Source organism: Paenibacillus oralis, from assembly GCF_003863965.1.
In the GTDB taxonomy this organism is placed as follows: Bacteria; Bacillota; Bacilli; order Paenibacillales; family Paenibacillaceae; genus Fontibacillus; species Fontibacillus oralis.
Map to the genome: position 1 here is coordinate 1,308,474 of NZ_RRCN01000001.1, position 18,730 is coordinate 1,327,203.

The 18,730-nt window shown below is 57.5% G+C and carries 10 protein-coding genes; 2 read left to right on the forward strand and 8 right to left on the reverse strand.

Translation table 11 applies throughout. The features are described from left to right. Nucleotides 1-12: 12 nt before the first annotated feature. The 5 genes from EHV15_RS06180 to EHV15_RS06200 form a co-directional block, all read right to left on the reverse strand. Nucleotides 13-2,973, reverse strand: a complete 2,961-nt coding sequence (locus EHV15_RS06180; protein ID WP_246061350.1) for an exo-rhamnogalacturonan lyase family protein — start codon at nucleotides 2,971-2,973, stop codon at nucleotides 13-15. A gap of 492 nt (nucleotides 2,974-3,465) precedes the next feature. Then, nucleotides 3,466-5,760 (reverse strand): helix-turn-helix domain-containing protein, encoded by a 2,295-nt coding sequence (locus EHV15_RS06185; RefSeq protein WP_128630466.1) that lies wholly within the window; start codon nucleotides 5,758-5,760, stop codon nucleotides 3,466-3,468. 193 nt (nucleotides 5,761-5,953) lie between these two features. Continuing rightward, nucleotides 5,954-7,540: an extracellular solute-binding protein gene (locus tag EHV15_RS06190; RefSeq protein WP_128630467.1), complete on the reverse strand. Its 1,587-nt coding sequence runs from the start codon at nucleotides 7,538-7,540 to the stop codon at nucleotides 5,954-5,956. Nucleotides 7,541-7,678: 138 nt separating this feature from the next. Beyond that, complete coding sequence (locus EHV15_RS06195) at nucleotides 7,679-8,560, reverse strand: carbohydrate ABC transporter permease (protein WP_128630468.1); 882 nt, start codon at nucleotides 8,558-8,560, stop codon at nucleotides 7,679-7,681. A gap of 15 nt (nucleotides 8,561-8,575) precedes the next feature. Further along, entirely contained in the window at nucleotides 8,576-9,508 is a 933-nt protein-coding gene (locus EHV15_RS06200; protein WP_128635213.1) for an ABC transporter permease, read from the reverse strand. 286 nt (nucleotides 9,509-9,794) lie between these two features. Between EHV15_RS06200 and EHV15_RS06205 the strand changes: the two genes are divergently transcribed. Both EHV15_RS06205 and EHV15_RS06210 read left to right on the forward strand, forming a co-directional pair. Beyond that, nucleotides 9,795-11,795 (forward strand): beta-galactosidase, encoded by a 2,001-nt coding sequence (locus EHV15_RS06205; RefSeq protein ID WP_128630469.1) that lies wholly within the window; start codon nucleotides 9,795-9,797, stop codon nucleotides 11,793-11,795. Nucleotides 11,796-11,887: 92 nt separating this feature from the next. Continuing rightward, entirely contained in the window at nucleotides 11,888-12,661 is a 774-nt protein-coding gene (locus EHV15_RS06210) for a sporulation protein (protein ID WP_128630470.1), read from the forward strand. A 717-nt stretch (nucleotides 12,662-13,378) separates the two neighbouring features. Here the strand turns inward: EHV15_RS06210 and rlmN are convergent. The 3 genes from rlmN to EHV15_RS06225 all read right to left on the reverse strand — a co-directional run bounded on the left by rlmN (nucleotide 13,379) and on the right by EHV15_RS06225 (nucleotide 18,465). Beyond that, nucleotides 13,379-14,437: a dual-specificity RNA methyltransferase RlmN gene (gene rlmN, locus EHV15_RS06215; protein WP_128630471.1), complete on the reverse strand. Its 1,059-nt coding sequence runs from the start codon at nucleotides 14,435-14,437 to the stop codon at nucleotides 13,379-13,381. Nucleotides 14,438-14,662: 225 nt separating this feature from the next. Further along, on the reverse strand, nucleotides 14,663-15,856 hold the full coding sequence (locus tag EHV15_RS06220) for an LL-diaminopimelate aminotransferase (protein WP_128630472.1): 1,194 nt from the start codon (nucleotides 15,854-15,856) through the stop codon (nucleotides 14,663-14,665). 38 nt (nucleotides 15,857-15,894) lie between these two features. Beyond that, nucleotides 15,895-18,465: a DUF2339 domain-containing protein gene (locus EHV15_RS06225; RefSeq protein WP_128630473.1), complete on the reverse strand. Its 2,571-nt coding sequence runs from the start codon at nucleotides 18,463-18,465 to the stop codon at nucleotides 15,895-15,897. Between the last annotated feature and the right edge of the window lie 265 nt (nucleotides 18,466-18,730).

An 18,730-nucleotide genomic window follows, 5' to 3' on the forward strand; every position in this document is an offset into this window, starting at 1 on the left:
ATTTTACCGCGTTTACCCGCTCATCCCGCTTTGCTCCGGCAAAAACTGATCGATCAGCTCCAGGCTGATGATCGTATTGAGCGACCATTGCGAAGCCTCGTTCGTGTTCATCCAGTCCACTTCCAGCACTTCTTCCGCATGCAGCGCCGGGACTTCCGCCCGGCTCAAATCGGTGCGCCCGAAATCATTGTCCAGCAAAATCGACCAGCACAACGCCGCCGTCGCCGCGTCATTGTGGTAATACGCCCCGTAAGCGGCGATTGCGACGCTTAGCACCGGGTGCTCAAACCGCAGCCGTCCGCCGCCGATCGCCCCATCGGTACGGGCCAGCTTCTCCTCCGGCGGTAAATTGTAAAACAGGCCAAACTCCGCCAGCATTTCCTCCCACTCCGGGTCCTCCAGCAGCCCGGCTAGCTCGAACCATACCTGCGGGCCGCCCATGCAAATCGCCAAATGCCGCCCCCAGTTGTCATCGCCCATGCCGGTCAGCACGCCGGTCCGCGGGTCATACCCGTAGGTTGGCCCAGAAATAAGCCGGAAGTTGGCCGCTTTCAGGCAGCCTATCCCCGTGATGATCTTGTCGCGGTAGGCTTCGTCCTCATAACGCTCCCAGCGGGTCATCCAGTTCGAGCTAAATGCCGCCCAATCCGGTCCGACGCGAATATGGGCAGGGTGTTCATCCTTCGGAAAATAAGCCCGCATCGGGTCCAGCGTTACCGTGGAGTAATCCGCATTCTTCACCTCATCCATCATGTCCCCGATCCGCTCATCCGCGGTCAAATAATAGTAGTAACGGTGCAGCCCGGCCATCGCGATCCGCGCCTCCTTGCAGCCGCAGCCCCAGTGGACGACATTGTGACGCGAGCCGAGTCCGGCGTATTCGCCGAAATGGTAAACGTCCACTTCGCTCGTATGCCGGGTCATCGCCTCCGCCATCCGGAACACATCCTCCCGGCCCGTGCGGAGAAACGTCAGCCACAGCCACATGTTCGGAGCAAGCTCGGTATTTTGCCAGGCGCAGCCGCCCAAATCATAATTCCACACGTGCCGGACCGGGTCATAACTGTGCATACAATCGCCGTAGTCCCAAAATCCGTACCAATTCCGCTGCTCGATCTCCCGCCGGTAAAAAGCGATGATCCCGTCCAGGCGGTCCTCGAGATATGCTTTGGCCGGCGTACTCCGGTCGGGCAGGCTCCATATGCCGAACGCCCCCGCCGCGTAAGTATACTCCGGCTCGCAAACGAGCCGGGAAGGCGCTCCGGCCTCGCGCGCCATACGGGCGAGCAGCCCGGCAGCGGGCGTCTCTCCGGCGCACCACACCGTCAGCTCGCTCGTGTTGGCGATACCGTAGGGCGTGGCCCGCAGCTCTTCGGCACCTTCGTACGAAGATTCCACATGTGTCTTCGTGTCGTAATGCCGCAGATCCATGGCCTCCGCATCCGGCGACCAAAACCAAACGGTGAGCTTCGCCTCCTCTCCGGCCATGCCGGTTACCTCCAGCCCGGAGGGATGCTTTTGCCAAAAGTCTTTAAGTCCAACGGCAAGTCCTCCGCCCTCGCTCCCGGCATATCCCAAACCGCCGGCCCGCCGCCCGTCCGCCGCCTTCACCCAACTGCAGCCTGCCCCGGTCCGCTTGGCGATGCGGTAGTGCTCGGAGGAATCCTGCACCAGCTTAAAGGCGTCCCAGGTCGCCGAATCGTCCAGCAAGCCAAGAAAATATGCGTCCTGATCCGGGTCAAACGCAACCTTCCGCCCCGCCGTCTGTCCGGCAAAAAGCTCACGATAACGGCCCTTCGTGCGGCGTGTATGCAGCGTTTTCGGCGACTCGCTGAACAGGCCGCGTTCGCCGGCAAAACGCACATGCCGGTTGTACAGCGGCCCGTGCATCGGCAAGGCAAAGGAAATCCCCAGCCCTTTGATGAAGTCCTGATGGGGATTTCCGTCATAGTGGAACGTATAGACGAAACGGATCGACTCCAGCCCGGCGTAAAAATACAACCGCAGCGTAAACGGGAGCCACTCCCTGCTCCCGCCGGACGCCGCTTGATGCCGCCCCTCCAGCTTTACCACCGCACGGACCGGGCCAGCCTGCTCCACCTTGGCCCGGTGGATGCGGCCGGCAAACGGCTCCTCGCGGCGGACGCGCACCCCGCTTGCGGCGCTTTCCGCTTCACGGAGGCAGACGAGCGTTCCGCCGCTGCACACCTCCGCGCCGCCCCGCATGATGCTGCGGATCACCTTTTGGCCGCGGGCGCCGATCAGGCAGGTGATGACCCCCGTGTCCACCCGGATTACGTCATCCTGCTCCTCGACGGAAAGCGCCCCGCCTGCCGCGAAGGCGCGTTCGTTTCCGCCCGGGTCAAGCCGCTCGGCAGCGCCGCCCGAAGGCAAACTTCCCGCCGCCGTTGCCGGCGTTTCCGTCCCGCTTTCGCCTCTTCCGAATACCGCCGCATGGGCGGTCCATTTCACGCTTCCGTCCGGCCAGTAGGCCGTGGGCCAGCTTTGCATGGGAACAAGCACTTCGCCCGGGACCACGTCCGCAATCACGTCCGGGATCAACTCCGCCCGCGCCGCATGTTCCCGGACCAAAGCAGCCCCCGGAGTCCCATCCGACGCCGACAAGCTAACCGTACTGCCAGTGGTGCCAACCGTGGCGCTACCTGCGTTGTCCACACTGCCCGCACATCCTCCCCCCGCAGACTTGGCAAACATGGAGGGCTCAGTGGACCCGCCAGACCCGGCAAACACGGCAGGCCCGCTGGACGCGATAGGCCCGGCTGATCCGCTGGCCCCGCCACACCCAGCGCCCCCGCCAAGCCAGCCCAGCCTAAGCCCCGGCACCTCCTCCCGGGCCAGCACGCCTTTTTTCCAGGGGACGCCCCAGGTCGTGCCGACAGACAGCTCCGGTTCGCCCCGCTCGCTTAGCCACCGCAAATAGATCGGCCCCGCTTCAGACAAAGCTCCAGACACGGCAATCATCTCCTTATTCCGGATATGCCCTGATTGTAGGCACAGGCCGGTTTTGCCGGCAATGAGACATTTTTGCCCGTGTTTCCCCGCGCCCCGGCCCGCCGGAATTAGCCGGATTGCACATTTTCCTCCGCTTTGGACTTTGTTGCGCCTCCGGAATTCCGCCGTTTTGCCACTAGCGTTGCACACAACTATTCTAACGGTTGCCACAACCGCTATTTGTCCCCAAAACGTTGATTTCAACTTCTAACGGTTGCCATGGCGCTTATTTAACCTAAACCCGGCTATTTCCACGTGGATTCAGGCAAATAACGACGCTCGTAACCGTTAGAATTTAGAAAATGGCTTTTTTCGCAAAATAGCCGTTGCTGCAACCGTTAGATTTCCGGCGGCCCCAATTTCGATTCGAAAACCTGAGCCATTGCGGAAATCCGGAAAGTATCAGGGCTGCAACTTGTCTTGTGCAAGAGTTTATGCAACGCTAGTGCCGTTTTACTGGCTAAGCTCGCGGTACCGGGTCGGCGTCATCCCCTCCAGCTTCTTGAAAATCCGGTTGAAATAGCTGTGCTGGTACCCGACCTGCTGGGCCACATCGCAAATCCGCAGCCCGGTGTCGCGCAGCAGTTCCTTGGCTTTCTCCATCCTCAGTTCGGTCAAATAATCGATGAAATTGTGCCCCGTTACCTGCTTAAACGACTTGCTCAGAAAAAACGGGTTCGTACCGACGTGATCGGCGCAGCTGTCGAGCGAAATGTCCTTCATGTAGTTTTGCTGCAAATAAATCATCGCCTGCTCGATCAGCAGCTTGACCCCCGCATTCGCGCGGAGAGACAGCTCTTTGAGATAGGGGGCGAGCACTTTTTCCCGGAACCAGGTCAGGATCAGCTCCAGCTCGCGGATTTGCGAAAGCGCCTCGTACAGATTGACGCCTTTAAACAGGCGATTCGGATGAATGCCGGACTGCATGATGGCGTGCTGGATATGGCCAAGCAGCTGCAGCATCCCCTGCTGCACGTCGATCGTTTTGGCGCCTCTGGCGCTTAAGGCGGCGAGGAATTCACCCAGCAGCCGGTACGCGTCCTCCTCCTGGCCGGTGCGCATCGCCTGAATCAGCTCGCGCTCGAGCGTAAACGAATAAGCCGGCTCCCCCTCCCCGGCCCCTTCGCGGTCCAGCTTCTCCATCTCGATGACCTGGTTTTCGCCTCCGACAGGGCGATAGCTCGCCGCCTGCCGCACCCCCTCGAACGCGAACGGAATGTCCGTAACCTGACCCACGGCCCGGCTGACCGCCACTGTGACGCGCATCTTCAAGATTAGGTTCACGGTCCGAATCAGCTCTTCGCTAAAGGCTTGAACTTCGGGCATATAGGACGTTTCGTTCGGCACCATCAGCACAATTCCGGTCGACAAATCATGAAAATGAATCGTATCGCACTGGCTGAAGCGCTGCGCGGCGAGCTCGCCGATAATGTTCGCCGCCGCGTAGGATACGAGCCCTTCGTCGCCGTTTTTGAATTTCCCGCCCAGGCTCGTGATCCCCGTCAGCTGAACATACAGCAAAACAAAGCGGCGGTTCTCCATCTCCCATTTAAACCGCTCCATCCGGCGGCGCAGCTCCTGCTCGGAATAGGCGTACAAATGACCGTGCAGCAGCTGGTGGAGAAAGCTCTCCTTCACATGGGGAAGCTGCTCCGCCAGCTTCCGCTGCAGGTCGTGGCTCTCCCAGTGCAAATTCAGCCACTGCCGCTCGATCAGCGCAAACTCGTCCTCCTGGCCCGCCGCGGCCGCATGCTCCGGCAGCAGCGTCTTGAACAGCCGGCGAATCGGCGAATACATCCGCCTGGACGCCAGCCAGGACAGCAAAGCGGCCAACATCAAGGCGCTGAAGCTCACGATAAAAATCAGCTTCGACACAAACATCACCGGCGCCGTGATGCTGGAAATCGGCGAAGCGGAGACATATACCCATTCATTGGCGATCCGGGAAAACGCGCCGTACGTGACGGCATAGGTTTTCCCCTCCCATGCGAAGACAAAAGAAGCTTTATCGGTGCTTCCCCGCTCGCGGATTTCCGCCCGCAGCCGCTTCACGAACGGCGAATCCGGCGCGCTGCCGCCGGCCGAGGCGAACAGCCCGCCGATCGTTCGAGCAAGAAACGTTTCCCCCACGTTATAAGGCGTCATCGTCTTCAGCATATCCGCCACTTTCCCGGTATCCATCCGGATCAGCAGCGCCCCGAACGGCTCCTGGCTGCCGCCGGGAATATGATGCACCAGCGTCAGCTCCTTTTCGCCGGGATCGCTTGGGTCAAAAGCCCACTCCGTCCAATAGGTGCTCTGCCGCGTCCTGATCAGCTTGTCGTACAGGCCGGTCACCGCCGCGGACTTGATCTCCCCGTATTCGGGATTAAACAGGACCGGCTCATCCCCGCCCAAATACAGCTCCACCTGCTTGATCATCGTATTGGAGCCCTGCATGACGACCAGCGTTTTCGTAATGTCCCGCGCCCGCTCGAAATCGATGGTGAAATCGAGCCCGTCCAGGCTGTAATCGAATTTCGGATCAAACGCCCAATGGGACAGCAGCAGCTCCAGATTGGTCAACTGCTCGTCGATGTTGCCGGCCCGCTGCTCGATTTGCCGGTGATGCATCTGCAGCAGCTCGTTTTCCAGCCGCCCGCCGATCATGCCGTAGACAAGCGCCCCGGTGATGATTCCCGGAATGGCGGAGACCACCAGCATTAAGATCAGGTTTTTGCGGTAATACCGCCCTTTCCCCATTTTCATTTCCTCACCAACCGAATTAAGGTATATTCAAAATGTAAACGCATACATGGTAAAATGCAATACGAGTTACATGATTTGGGAATATAAGTGCAGGAAGCTGCCCGCAATGGCTCGTCATGAACCTTTGGGGCAGCTGTATCCCATGCCTTTATCCGATGATCTTTTTACGGTGCGCTTGGTACGCTTGGTGTGCTTACGGGTTCTCCTTGCTGTAAAGCTCGTTCATTTCCTTGACGAGATCGTCTCCGCCGGACTTTTTCCACAGCTCAAAAGCGGATTTCAAGCCGGCCTCGTCGACTTGGCCAACGATAAACTTAATGCGGGCGTCGTTGATGATGTTGTCGAGCTGCTGCCCCTTTTGCGAATATACCGTGGAGATAAACGGCTCCGCCGGGTTGGAAACGATGTACTGTTCGTTCGCCTTCTGCACCTCAGCTTGCTTGACCCGCAGCGGCGTTTGCTTAACCTTTTTGGCACGGTCCTCGGGAATAAACGCGAGCATTTGGTTTAAGCCTTCGACCTCGGATTCCAGCTTCGCCGTATCTTTGATCGGCTCGATATAATCGTCCACCAGGCTATAGTGGGCGCCTTCCAGGCCGAAGTTAAGCATCGTTTGCATCTCCGGTTCGTTCAGCTGATCGAGAAAAGCGAGCACCCGCTTCAGTTCCGCTTCGGTTTTGACCGACGATTTCGGAATCGCCAAAATGCCGGAGTAACCGGAGGTGGGCAAGGTGTGGAGCTGGCCGTCCGTACCCGTGACGCCGCCCGTCACGTCGATATAATGCTGATCCGGCTCGTCTTTGCCTTCCTTGGCCAGCGCGGCATGGATTTTGTCGTCGATCCGTGCGCCCACGTCCACGACATCCACGATAACGCCCGCTTTATTGTTGACCACCGGGTCAACCCATTTCGCGCTGTCCATGACGGCAAAATCGGAGTTGATCAGCTTCTCGTCGTACAGCTTTTTCATAAATTTCAGCGCTTCCAGATATTCGGGGTACTCGTGCTCGGGGACGAGCTGGCCGTCCTTCACCCCCCACTTGTTTGGCGCGCCGAACCACAGTTTGATGGTATCGAAACCGCTGGCCCATTGACCGGTCCATTTGACCAAAACCATGCCGTACGTGTCGTCTTTTCCATTTCCGTCCGGATCCTGGTCCTTAAACGCCTTCAGCATATTATAAAAATCGTCGATCGTTTGCGGCGTCTGCAGCCCGACTTTATCGAGCCAATCCTTGCGGAAGGCGATTCCGTTGCGCCCGAGCACCCGTCCGCGGTAAAGCCCATAGTTTTTGCCTTCGATGGACGAGTTTTTCATGATGATCGGGTTCGCGCCGCTCAGGTTCTTATAGTCCTTCAGATATGGGCCTACTTCCCAAAACGCCCCGGACTTGGCTGCGCCCACGAAGCTCGGGCCCTTGACGTCCCCGACGTAAATGATGGTCGGCAGTTTGCCGGAAGCAAGGGTGATGTTGAACTTGTCGGCGTAGGAGGCGTTCGGTACCCATTCGAAATGAATTTCCGTATTGGTCCGCTTTTCGATCTCCTCGACGACCAGCCCGTCGTCCTTCGGATAATTGGTCTTGAAAACCGGCAGCATGATCGACAATTTCAGGGGCCCATCCGACGAGGCGTTCCCTCCCCCGTCCGAGGTGGCGGCCGGAGACGCTCCCGGTCCCCCGCTTCCGCCGTTCCCCCCGCCGCATCCGGCTGCCGCGAACATCAGCGCCGCCGCCAGCGGCAGAGCGGCCCAGCGCTTCCAACTCGATTTTACAGTCATAAACGTTTTGACCTCCTTTTAATGGTATGAGTTTGTATTTGCCTATATTGCAAAATCATCGGACCTTCCAGGGAAAAGTCCATGAATTTACACAAGGGTTTTTCAATCATGCGCTATTGATGCGATTCCGGCAGCCGGTCAGCCTTTGATCGAACCGAGCAGCACCCCTTTGGCGAAATGCTTTTGCAGGAACGGATACACGCACAGGATTGGGATCGTGCCGACGACAATGACGGCCATCTTGATCGACTGCTCCGGCGGCTGCACGAAAGTCGGGTCCATGGAATTGATGTCCCCCGCCGATTGGGACAGCATGACGATCTGGCGCAGCATTACCTGCAGCGGCCATTTTGCCGGATCGTTGATGTACAGCAGCGCCGAAAAAAAGTTATTCCAATGCCCGACGGCGTAAAACAACGTAAAGGTCGCCAGCACCGGCTTGGACAAGGGGAGCACGATGCGCCACAGCAAGCCAAGCTCATTGCAGCCGTCGATTTTGGCGGCGTCCTCCAGCTCCGGAGGGAGCTCCTGAAAGAAGTTTTTGACGATGATCAGGTTAAAAGCGCTGATCGCCCCGGGCAGGATGAGCGAATTCAGCGTGTCCAGCAACTGGAGATCGCGGATGACCAGGTACGTGGGGATCATGCCGCCGCCGAACAGCATCGTAAAAATGACCAGATTCAGAATCAAGTTCCGGCCCATCAGGTTGCGCCGGGCCATCGGATAAGCCATCGTCACCGTAAAGAACAGATTGACGATCGTACCGACCAAGGTGACATAAATGGACACCCCGATACTGCGGACGATCGTGTCCGTCGAAAAAATAAACTTGTACGCGTCCAATGAAAACGTGCGCGGAATGAGAAACACGGCGCGTTTCGTAATTTCCGCATCGGTGGCGAAGGAGCCGGAGATGACGAAGATGAACGGGAGAATCGCCAGCAGCCCAAAGAGGCTGAGGAAGACGTAGTTGAACACGTCAAACACCTTTTCGCCCGTGCTTTTGTATTGTTTGGCCATAGCCGCGCCTCCTTTTTAATAAAGTCCCGATTCCCCGGATTTTTTGGCCAGCCAGTTCGTGCCTAGCACGAGGGTGACGCCAATGACCGACTTGAACAAGCCGACCGCCGTACTGTAGCTGAACGCCCCCTGGGTGATCCCCAGCGTGTACACATACGTGTCGAACACTTCGGCCACCTCGCGGTTCAGCGCATTCATCATCAGATAAATCTGCTCGAAACCGTTGTCCAGAATCGTCCCCATGCGTAAAATAAGCAGGATCACGATCGTGCTGCGGATCGACGGCAGCGTAATGTGCCATAACTGCCGCCAGCGGCTTGCCCCATCGACGATGGCCGCCTCGTACTGCTCCACGTCCACCCCGGCCAGCGCCGCGAGGAAGATGATCGTCCCCCAGCCGCATTCCTTCCAAATCGTCTGCAGAATGATCAGGGGCCGGAACCAGTCCGGGCTGGACAGGAAATCGACCTTTTCACCTGTAAACGCATACAAAAATTCGTTAACCATGCCGCCTTCGGTCGTCAAAAACACGTAAGACAAACTGGCCACGATGACCATCGAAATAAAATGAGGGACATAAATCATCGTCTGGATCGTCCGTTTGAAGAAGGAGCGGCGGATTTCATTCAGAAGCAGAGCCAAAATGATCGGCGCCGGGAAGAAAAAAATCAGGTTATAAAGCGACAGCACCAGCGTGTTGCGCAGCAGCATAAAAAAGTCGGGGTTCTGGAAAAAGACCCTGAAGTGCTCGAACCCGACCCATTCGCTTTTCCAGAATCCGAGGAACGGCTGATAGTTTTTGAAAGCCAGCAGCACGCCCCACATCGGCACATATTTGAAAATGATAAAATACAGGACCCCGGGCGTCAGCAGCAGATACAGCCACTTGTCGCGCCTGAGGCGTCTCCATTTCGTTTCCCGTTTGCTTTTTATAGGCGGTTGATTCATTCGGATGCTTGCCGCAGCCGTTTGCTTCACCCCATTCACCTCCCAAAACGTTCTGCCGAATCGTCAAGCCGGCTTCGCCGCCATTTGGCTGCGGGCTGCTCCGCCGGTTTGCGACCGATGTAGTCTCATTATGAAGCGGCCCTTCCTTTCCGGCAATTGGACTTTCTTGAACGCGCCTGCCGCCTGGGGACGGTCCCGTTTTTTCAAAAAAGTGCGAACCCGGCAAAAGATTGCTATTGCACCGTCCCCCGCAACTGGCGCAGACTGACGGGGAGAGGTGGATTAGATGACAAACGGAAAACTTTATCACGGGGCTTCCCTGTATCCCGAGCTGTGGAGCCGTGACGTGCTGATGCGGGATATCGCGGCCATGAAGGAGGCGGGCATCAATGTCGTGCGGATGGGCGAATTCGCCTGGTCCGTGCTGGAGCCGGAGGAAGGCCGAATCGATATCGGCTTTTTTGTGGAGGTGATCGGACTGCTTTATGAGAACGGCATCGAAACGGTGATGTGCACGCCGACTCCGACGCCGCCCATCTGGATGAGCCACGGTCATCCGGAGCGGATGCACGTGAACGAGCAGGGAACCGTCATGAACCATGGCGCAAGGCAGCATGTCTGCACGAACAACGCTTATTTCCGCGAGCGGGCCGCGTTGATTACCGAACGGATCGCCCAGGCGGTCGGCCGGCTGCCCGGGGTGGTCGCCTGGCAGCTCGACAACGAATTTAAGGCGCATGTCGCCGACTGCCTGTGCTCGTCCTGCAAAGAGCTGTGGCAGCGCTGGCTGGAGCGGCGCTACGGAGCGATCGAGGCGCTGAACGAGGCGTGGGGCACCAACGTCTGGAGCCAGACGTACCGGCGTTTTGAGGAGGTGCCGCAGCCCGGTCCAACGCCGTTTCTGCACAACTCGTCGCTGCGCACGATGTACCGGCTGTTCACCATGGAACAGATCGCCGAGTTCGCCGATGAGCAGGCGGCCATCATCCGCCGTTACTCCGCTGCGCCGATCACCCATAACAGCAACATTCCGTTTCATCTGGACAATGAAAGGCTGTTCCGGAATCTCGACTTCGCTGCCTTCGATTCGTACGCTTCCCAAGCGAACGCCCACGCCTATTTGTTCAACTGCGATCTGTGGCGGAATCTGAAGCCGGGAGAGGCCTTTTGGGTGATGGAGACGAGCCCGTCGTTCGCCGCGTCGCTCGAAAGCTACGCCACGCCGCATCCGAACGGGTACGTCAAGGCCGAAGCGGTGGCCGCCTATGCCTTGGGCGCAGGCGGGTTCTGCTATTGGCTGTGGCGGCAGCAGCGCTCGGGCAGCGAGCAGCCGCACGGCTCCGTCGTCAGCGCCTGGGGCGAGCCGACGATCGGCTACCGCAGCGTGCTGGAAGCCGAGGCGGCCCGGCGGGAGCTGGAGCCGGTTTTGCTGGCGAGCCGGCCAGCGCGCGCCGAGGTGGCGATCACGTATTCCGACCGCGCCAAGGCATTTCTGCAGACGGAGCCGCACCGGAAGCTGAATTACCGCGGGTTGATGAACGATTTTTACAAGCGGTTTTTAGCGCTGGGCCTATATCGCGATGTTGTTCCCGAAGGCGGCGAATTGACGGGGTACAAGCTGCTGTTCACCCCCTTCCTCCCGTACGTGTCTCCGGAGTTTTTGCAGCGGGCGCTTAGGTGGGTTGCGGAAGGCGGCGTCTGGGTGGCCGGGCCGCTGACCGGCGGGCGGACGGGCGAGCATACGATTCCGACGGATGCCGGACTTAGCGAGCTGGAGGCTTGGGCCGGCGTCAAAACGGTGTATACGTATCCGATGGAAGGCACCGGATCGGTTGGAGAAGCTTTCGGCGTCACCGCTCCGCTCTCCTTATGGAGCGCCGTCTTCGCGCCGGCCGGCCGGGAAACCGCCGTCGTCGGCACCATCGCCGCCGGCTTGACCCCCGGCTTGGCGTTTGCTACTGAACGTCTCCATGGGCGCGGCAAAATCGTCATGCTCGGCTCCCTGCCGTGCGGCGAAGCGGGCGATCTGCTGCTGCAAAAGCTGATCGGGCATTATGCCGATGAAGCGGGAGTAGCCCTGCGCAGCGACGTCACCCCCGGCACGCTTGTTGTCCCCAGAACCGGGGATGACGGCAACGATCTTTGGGTTATTATCAATATGGACGGCTTGGGAGGAACCGTCACCCTCCCCCGCGAGGGCCTGGATGTCATGACCGGGCGCAAGGCCGCCGCCGGAGCGCTCGCCGTTGCCGCGTATGAATACCGGGTAATCCGTATGGAGAAATGAAACCGTGGCCGCAAAAAGAGCGTATTAACTTCCGTAACCGCTGCATACATAATCCTGCAGACAAATTAAAATGGTGAAGGAAGGTTGATATCATGTCCTTTTTTAAGAAAATGTTAGCCAGCGTGGGGATCGGGACGGCGCGGATCAATACGGAGCTGGATGCGTTCGAGGTCGCCCTCGGCGGGGAAATCAGCGGAACCGTCTATCTGGAGGGAGGACAGGCCGACCAGTCCATCGACAACATTCATTTGATGTTAAAAACCCATTACATACGCGAGCAGGGTGACAGCAAGTTAAGGGGCACCGCCACGATCGCCAAATACCTGGTTACCCCGGGCTTCGAGCTGAAAGCCGGCGAAAGGAAGCAAATTCCGTTCCGCTTCAGGCTGCCGGACCAGATGCCGGTGACGCTGCGGAGCGTACCGATCTGGATCGAGACCGGGCTCGACATCGACATGGGGGTTGATCCGAAGGACGAAGACCTGATCCACGTCGTGCCGGACCAGAAAATGCAAACCGTGCTGGACGCGGTGGAGTTGCTCGGGTTCCGCCTGCGCGAGGTGACGAACGATTATGCTCCAAGACTTGGCAGGGGCCTGCCGTTCGTACAGGAGTTCGAATACGCGCCCGGAGGCAGATTCCACGGATACCTGGACGAGTTGGAAATCCTGTTTTTCCCGAGAGGCGACGCGCTGGAGCTGGTGCTGCAGGTCGATCGCCGCGCCCGCGGCTTAAGCGGCTTGTTCGCCGAAGCGCTGGAGCTGGATGAGCGGTTTGTGCGGGTAGTACTGTCCAGAGACGACCTCCTTCGTGGATCGCAATCGGTGGCCGCCCAACTGGAAGCGGTCATTTCAAGACATATTTAGACGGCATTTATCTCCCCAGGGGCCGGGGGCGCTGCAAAAGATGATATAAAGGAAAAAAATGTCGCTATTTTGGCGATATCCCCCATTTTGAGTGTAATAGAGGAATTTTATGCCGCTATTTTCTCCAGTCGCAGGGAAATGGCCGCTTTCGGTACCGTCCATTGGAAAATAAGAACAAAAAATTCCGCTAATGGAGATGAACGGGCTCCCTCCTGGAAAATAAGACCATAAAGTTCCGCTATTTTATCGGGGGAGGCTCCTTAAGCAGACTCGGCCGCATACGCAGACTGGGCCGCGTATACTAGGCAGACTGGACCGCATATATATTAGGCGGCCTGGAACGCGCTTGGCGGCAGTTTTAAAACTAGTTTTCTCGCGGCATCAGGCGGCGGTTACTCCCCAATTCCACGCGAAGTGTAAAAGTGCATGCGGTTTTCGTGTAATGCCCCGAAAGTGACTCGTCAAATGCAAAAGTGCAGGCCGTTTTCGCCATTCTGATCAAATTTGTCTCTAAGCGCCATTTTCAAATGTACTTTTGCATCTCATCGCTCTAATAGCCGGAATTCGGATCATTTCAACTGCACTTTTGCAATTGGCCCGGTTAAGCGGCCGCCCCCTCGACACGTCGTGCTGCCTTCGACTACTCAAAAAAGGACTTGGAGCTGAGCTCCAAGTCCTTCATTTTCGTCCGGCGCCGGGCCGCCTGCCCCTGCCGCTTCAGCTCGGCCGCTTCAACTGCTTGCTGCGCAGCTGGCCGCACGCCGCGTCGATGTCGGTGCCGTGCTCCAGCCGGACGCTGCAGCTGATGCCCTGCTTTTTCAGCACGTCATAAAAAGCCAGCACCGATTCCTGCGAGCTTCTTTGATACTGGGCGTGTTCGTCCACCGGATTGTACGGGATCAGGTTGACGTTGACGAGCCGGTCGCCCATCAGTTCAGCCAGTTCCAAAGCGTGCTCTGTGCCATCGTTTACGTCCTTCAGCAAAATGTACTCGATCGTGATCCGCCGGTTTGTTTTCTCCAAGTAATAGTCGATCGCCGCCAGCAGCTTCTCGATCGGAATCGCCCGGTTGATCTTCATGATCCGGGTCCGCAGCTCGTTGTTCGGGGCGTGCAGGGATACCGCCAGATTGACCTGCAGGTCGGAGTCGGCGAAATCGATAATTTTATCAGCCAGCCCGCTCGTCGATACGGTGATATGCCGCGGCCCGATAGCCAGCCCTTTCGGATCCTGGATGACGCGCAGAAAATCGGCCATATTGTCGTAGTTGTCGAACGGCTCGCCGATCCCCATCACCACGATATGGGTGACCTTCTCCCCCCGGCCCTTGCGGTCCAGGTGAAGCTGCACCTTCATGACCTGCTCCACGATTTCCCCGCTCGTCAGGTCGCGGCTTTTCTTGAGCAGGCCGCTCGCGCAGAAGCTGCAGCCGATATTGCAGCCGACCTGCGTCGTCACGCATACCGACAGGCCGAACTTATGGCGCATCAGCACCGTTTCGATCAGATTGCCGTCTTGCAATCGGAACAAAAACTTGATCGTCCCGTCGACAGATTCCTGCCGGGTATGCTCCTCTAGCGTTTCTACCGCAAAATGCTCGGCAAGCAGCACCCGGCATTCGGCATTCACGTCGTCCATCGCCTGAAAATCGGCGGCCCGCTGCCGGTACAGCCAATCCCAGACCCGTTCGGCCCGCCCCTTTTTATGTCCATGATCGAGCAGCCAGGCGGCAAGCCGGTCTTTGGTCAACCCATATATCGAATGTCGTTGATTCATCGTAATATCCTCTTCCACTATATTTTGATTTATTATAAGTCGACTAATGATGTACGGATGAGGCAGCCGGGTGAAATGTTCTTACGATCGCTGTTGTTCCCGGATTTCTCCTGAATGAACTAAAGAATCGTTTCCCCCTCTTGCCTAATCTGTCCATATTCTCAAATTCAACTTATAAAAATTTGTGCTTCACCTATTCTAACACATGTTCGAGGATATTCCGCCCTATGGTTGATTTTGACTGCGAAGATCATCCCGCCGCAAAAAACGGCCGATCCGCTCGGCGGCCTCGGCAAGCCGGCCGGAAGGCTGCACGAGCGCGATGCGCACGTACCCTTCCCCTTGACGGCCGAACGCATCGCCCGGCACCACCGCCACGCCCGCCTGCTCGATCAGCGCGAACGCCAATTCGCGCGAAGTCCAGCCTGCGGGGATTTTTGCCCACACGAACATCGTTGCCGGGGATTTCGCCACCTCCCAGCCGACCCGCGCCAGCCCGGATATCAGCGTATCCCTGCGGGCTTCGTACTCCTTCACCTGCGTATCGAGCAAGCGATCATCCGCCATTAACGCGGCCGTGGCCGCCTGCTGAACCGGAAGGAACACGCCGTAATCGATGTTCGATTTCAGCATGCCCAGCGCCCGCAAAACCCCGGAATGGCCGACGGCATAGCCAATCCGGCAGCCGGCCATATTAAACGTTTTGGACAGCGAGTTGAACTCGATGCCCACTTCCCGGGCGCCGGGAATCGCCATAAAGCTTAGCCGCGGGCGCCCGTCGAAGATCAATTCGGAATAGGCGAAGTCGTGGACAATCAGTATGTTATGCCGCTTCGCAAACCGGATCGCTTCCTCAAAAAAAGCGGCATCCGCCATAGCCGGCACCGGGTTGCCGGGATAGCTGAGAATCATCATTTTCGTCCGCGCCACAATTTCATCCGGAACCTGATCCAACTGCGGGAGGTATCCGTTTTCCTCGCGCAGCGGCAGCGGGTACACCTTGCCCCCGGCCAGGACCACCCCCGCCTCATAAATCGGATAACCCGGGTCAGGGATCAGCACGTAATCCCCGGGATTGATGACCGCCAAAGCCAAATGGGCAAGCCCGTCCTGCGAGCCCATCGTTTGGAGCACCTCTTCCTCCGGATCAAGCTCCACTCCATACCGCCTGCGGTAAAAATGACTGACCGCTTCATGAAACTCCCGGGTTCCTCCCAGCGCATATCCGTAATTTTCCGCATGCTGCGCCGAGGACGCAAGTTGCTCCGCGACCAGAGGCGGCGGCGGAAGATCGGGACTGCCCACGCTCAGGTCGATAACTTCGATTCCCTGGGCGGAAGCGGACCGTTTGCGCCGGGCTAACTCCGTAAAAATACCGGTGGCCATTTGCTGCACTTTATCCGATGGGGTAAATTCCATAGCCAAACTCCTTCAGATTTTTAACCCATTATACCAAATTACTCCGCCGAATTTGATACCGCTGTTTCCTCCGCAGTTCCTTCTTCCTTCACACCCTCCAGCCGGAGGGTGACCCGCTGATAAATGTAGGAGATAGCAAGCAACACCACGCCAAACGCGAAAAAAGCGAGGATTTTGCTGCCCGTCGTCAGTAGCGACAGGTCGTACAGCAGCATTTTTCCGGTGGACAGCAGTGTCAGCCCCAGACCAACCCGCCGAATATACACGTATCTGTAGCGGAAGCCGTAAACGATGTAACCGATCGCCAGCAACAGGTAGACCAGGCTGAACCATAAACCGGCGTCTCCCAGCCGGAACTGCACGGCTAAAAAGGCGGTGAGGACGGCAAACAGGTACGCCCCCATGATGACCGGATACCATTCCGTGCTGCGGAAATCGCGGCGGACCGCCGCAAACAGCACGTCTTTGCCGCTAAAGAAAACGACGATGTTAAAGGCGATCAGCACGATCAGCGCAACATACTCCGCCGCCCCGTTCCGGGCCGCTTCTTCCTGCAGCGCAGGCAACGCCATCGTAACGACGAAACCAATGAAGTAGCTGATCGAATACAAGACCAGGGTATAAATTTTTACAAACTTATCGTAAAGCAAGGCGAATTTGGTTAATGCAAAGGCCAGCACCATCGTTACCGCCGCGATCAGCAGCCACTTGTACAATTCTACGTGGCTCATAGAGGCCGGCACGAGCCGATCGTATACGAAGCCTGCTTCATAAACGAGGTACAGCCATAAATTGCTCAGCGAGACGTATTTTACCCAGGAGATGAACGAATGCTCCCAAGCAAGGTAACGGCGGTTTCCCTCCGGGTTTCTGAAACGCAGCGCGTAATACAGCAGTAGCAGCAGCGGCCCCAAAGAAACGGAGCTGTACTGCAGATTGAAATCGCCCGGACGGACGACGCCAAATAAATAACGGATAAAATCCATCCAGAAGAACGCGGCCGCGCAGAGCAGCACGATGCCCCATCCGGCGCGCTCCAGCGGCTTCAACCGGCTGCGGCCGGCGAAGACGGCGAGGGCCATCCCCTCGAGAAGCCAGCCCATGGTGACCCAGCGGACATCGAGCTGGAACGGAATCATCAGAACCGCAAACGTCAGCGCGGTGGCATAAAACAGAATGCGGGCGGCCTTCTCCTGCGCCAGCTTCTTTTGCGCAAACCGTCCCAACGCCGTGTAGACCAGGCAGAAGAGCAGGGCCAGCAGCCCTCTGAATTCGGTCAGCTCCGCTTTCGCGATCAGACCGTACATGGTCCCGCAGCTAACGATGGTATTCAAAGCAAGCAAAGAGAAGTCCCACCAGCTTAGCTTCAATTTGGATTTGAACGGAATCCAGAGCGTGATCCCCAAATACATCAAAAACAGGCAAACGGCGTACAGCATCGCGATCCAAGCCTGTTCCGCCAGCGCTGCCAGGGCGATCATGGACGGCGTATGAAGCAGGAAGCTGATATAGGTGACGGCCGGCCACCGCTTCCGGAACGAGACGAGCAGAATCAAACCGTTGAGCAGCAGCAAATACCCCATGGCCGCATAAACAGCGCCGCCCTCAAGGCCAAACGCGTTTATGTATGATAGTAAGGGCAGATAACCGCCGATCAGGCCCAGGGAACAAATCGTCCGCGACCTGTACCTGAGCGACAAAAACACAGCCCCCGCCGTGATCAGGACGCATATGGCAAACCCTGCGTATAAGCTGATGATATGTAATAAAAAGTAACTGTAAAAAACCGAGCCGTACAGCACTGAAATCCCGCCGCCGAGCAAACCCAAGGCGAAGATCTTTTTTCCTTTGCGGAACAGCCATTCCCCGCCCGCGATCATCAGCGTCCCCAGCAGGAAAAAGGCCAACCCCTTCATATATCCGCTGAACCAGGTCGTATAAGAATACTTGAACGCCGCGCCTACCCCAAAAATAATCAGCAAAATACCGATTTTGTTGATCCAGTTCAATCCGATCTTCATTTCGATCTGGTTTTGTTTCCGGCGGCGCTGCACCGTTTCCTCATCGACGCCTTCCGCGGCGAGCTTCTCGTACCCGGCCCAGGTCTCCTGACGGATGCGATGCTCCTCTACGAGCAGCCGCTTCCGGTGCTCCGCCATACGCTGCTCCAATTCCTCGTGAAATTGCTGCAAGCGGGCTTTGATTCCTTCCCGGTCGGCATCCAGCTGCCTGTCCGTCTGCTTGATCAAATGATCGATTCTTTGCTTGGCGGACGCCTCCAAGCTTTCAAGCCGGTTCCCCTGGCCGATCACCTTCTCCGAAAAATAGGTGTACAGCTTCTTTCTCGATAAGGCCAGCAAGCCAAGCTTCTCATCCAGCATCTGTCCGGAAAGCGCCTGGCGCAGCTCCCGATTCTCATGATCGAGCCGCCCCAGCCGTTCCTCCAGCGCGTCGGCCCGCCGCTTGAGCTCCTCGTATTGCCGGCGAAGCGTTTCGTTTTCGCGAATGTAATCATAGGATTCATACTCCGCGACCAACGCTTGGTACTCTTTCAGCATTTTGGCCTGATCCTCCTGGATTTGAACCAGGCGATCCCTAAACTCCTTCATCGCAACCTCCAAAACCTCTCCTCATCTGCAACCAAATGACTAGGGTGATAAAAAATCGACTTCCATTATACCTAATAAATTCCAATGTGAGCCAGTGCAAAAAGACTCAAAACTGCAATATCCCGCAGGTCCGCCCCTATGTTAACAAAGATCAGGCGCTCTGTTGAAACCGTGAAAACACTGGGACAATACAGTGGAAGTGGTTCAGCGCGGGGGGATTTGGCGGCCTGTTCACAGGCCAGTCCAGATCGTTACTGGACTTAAG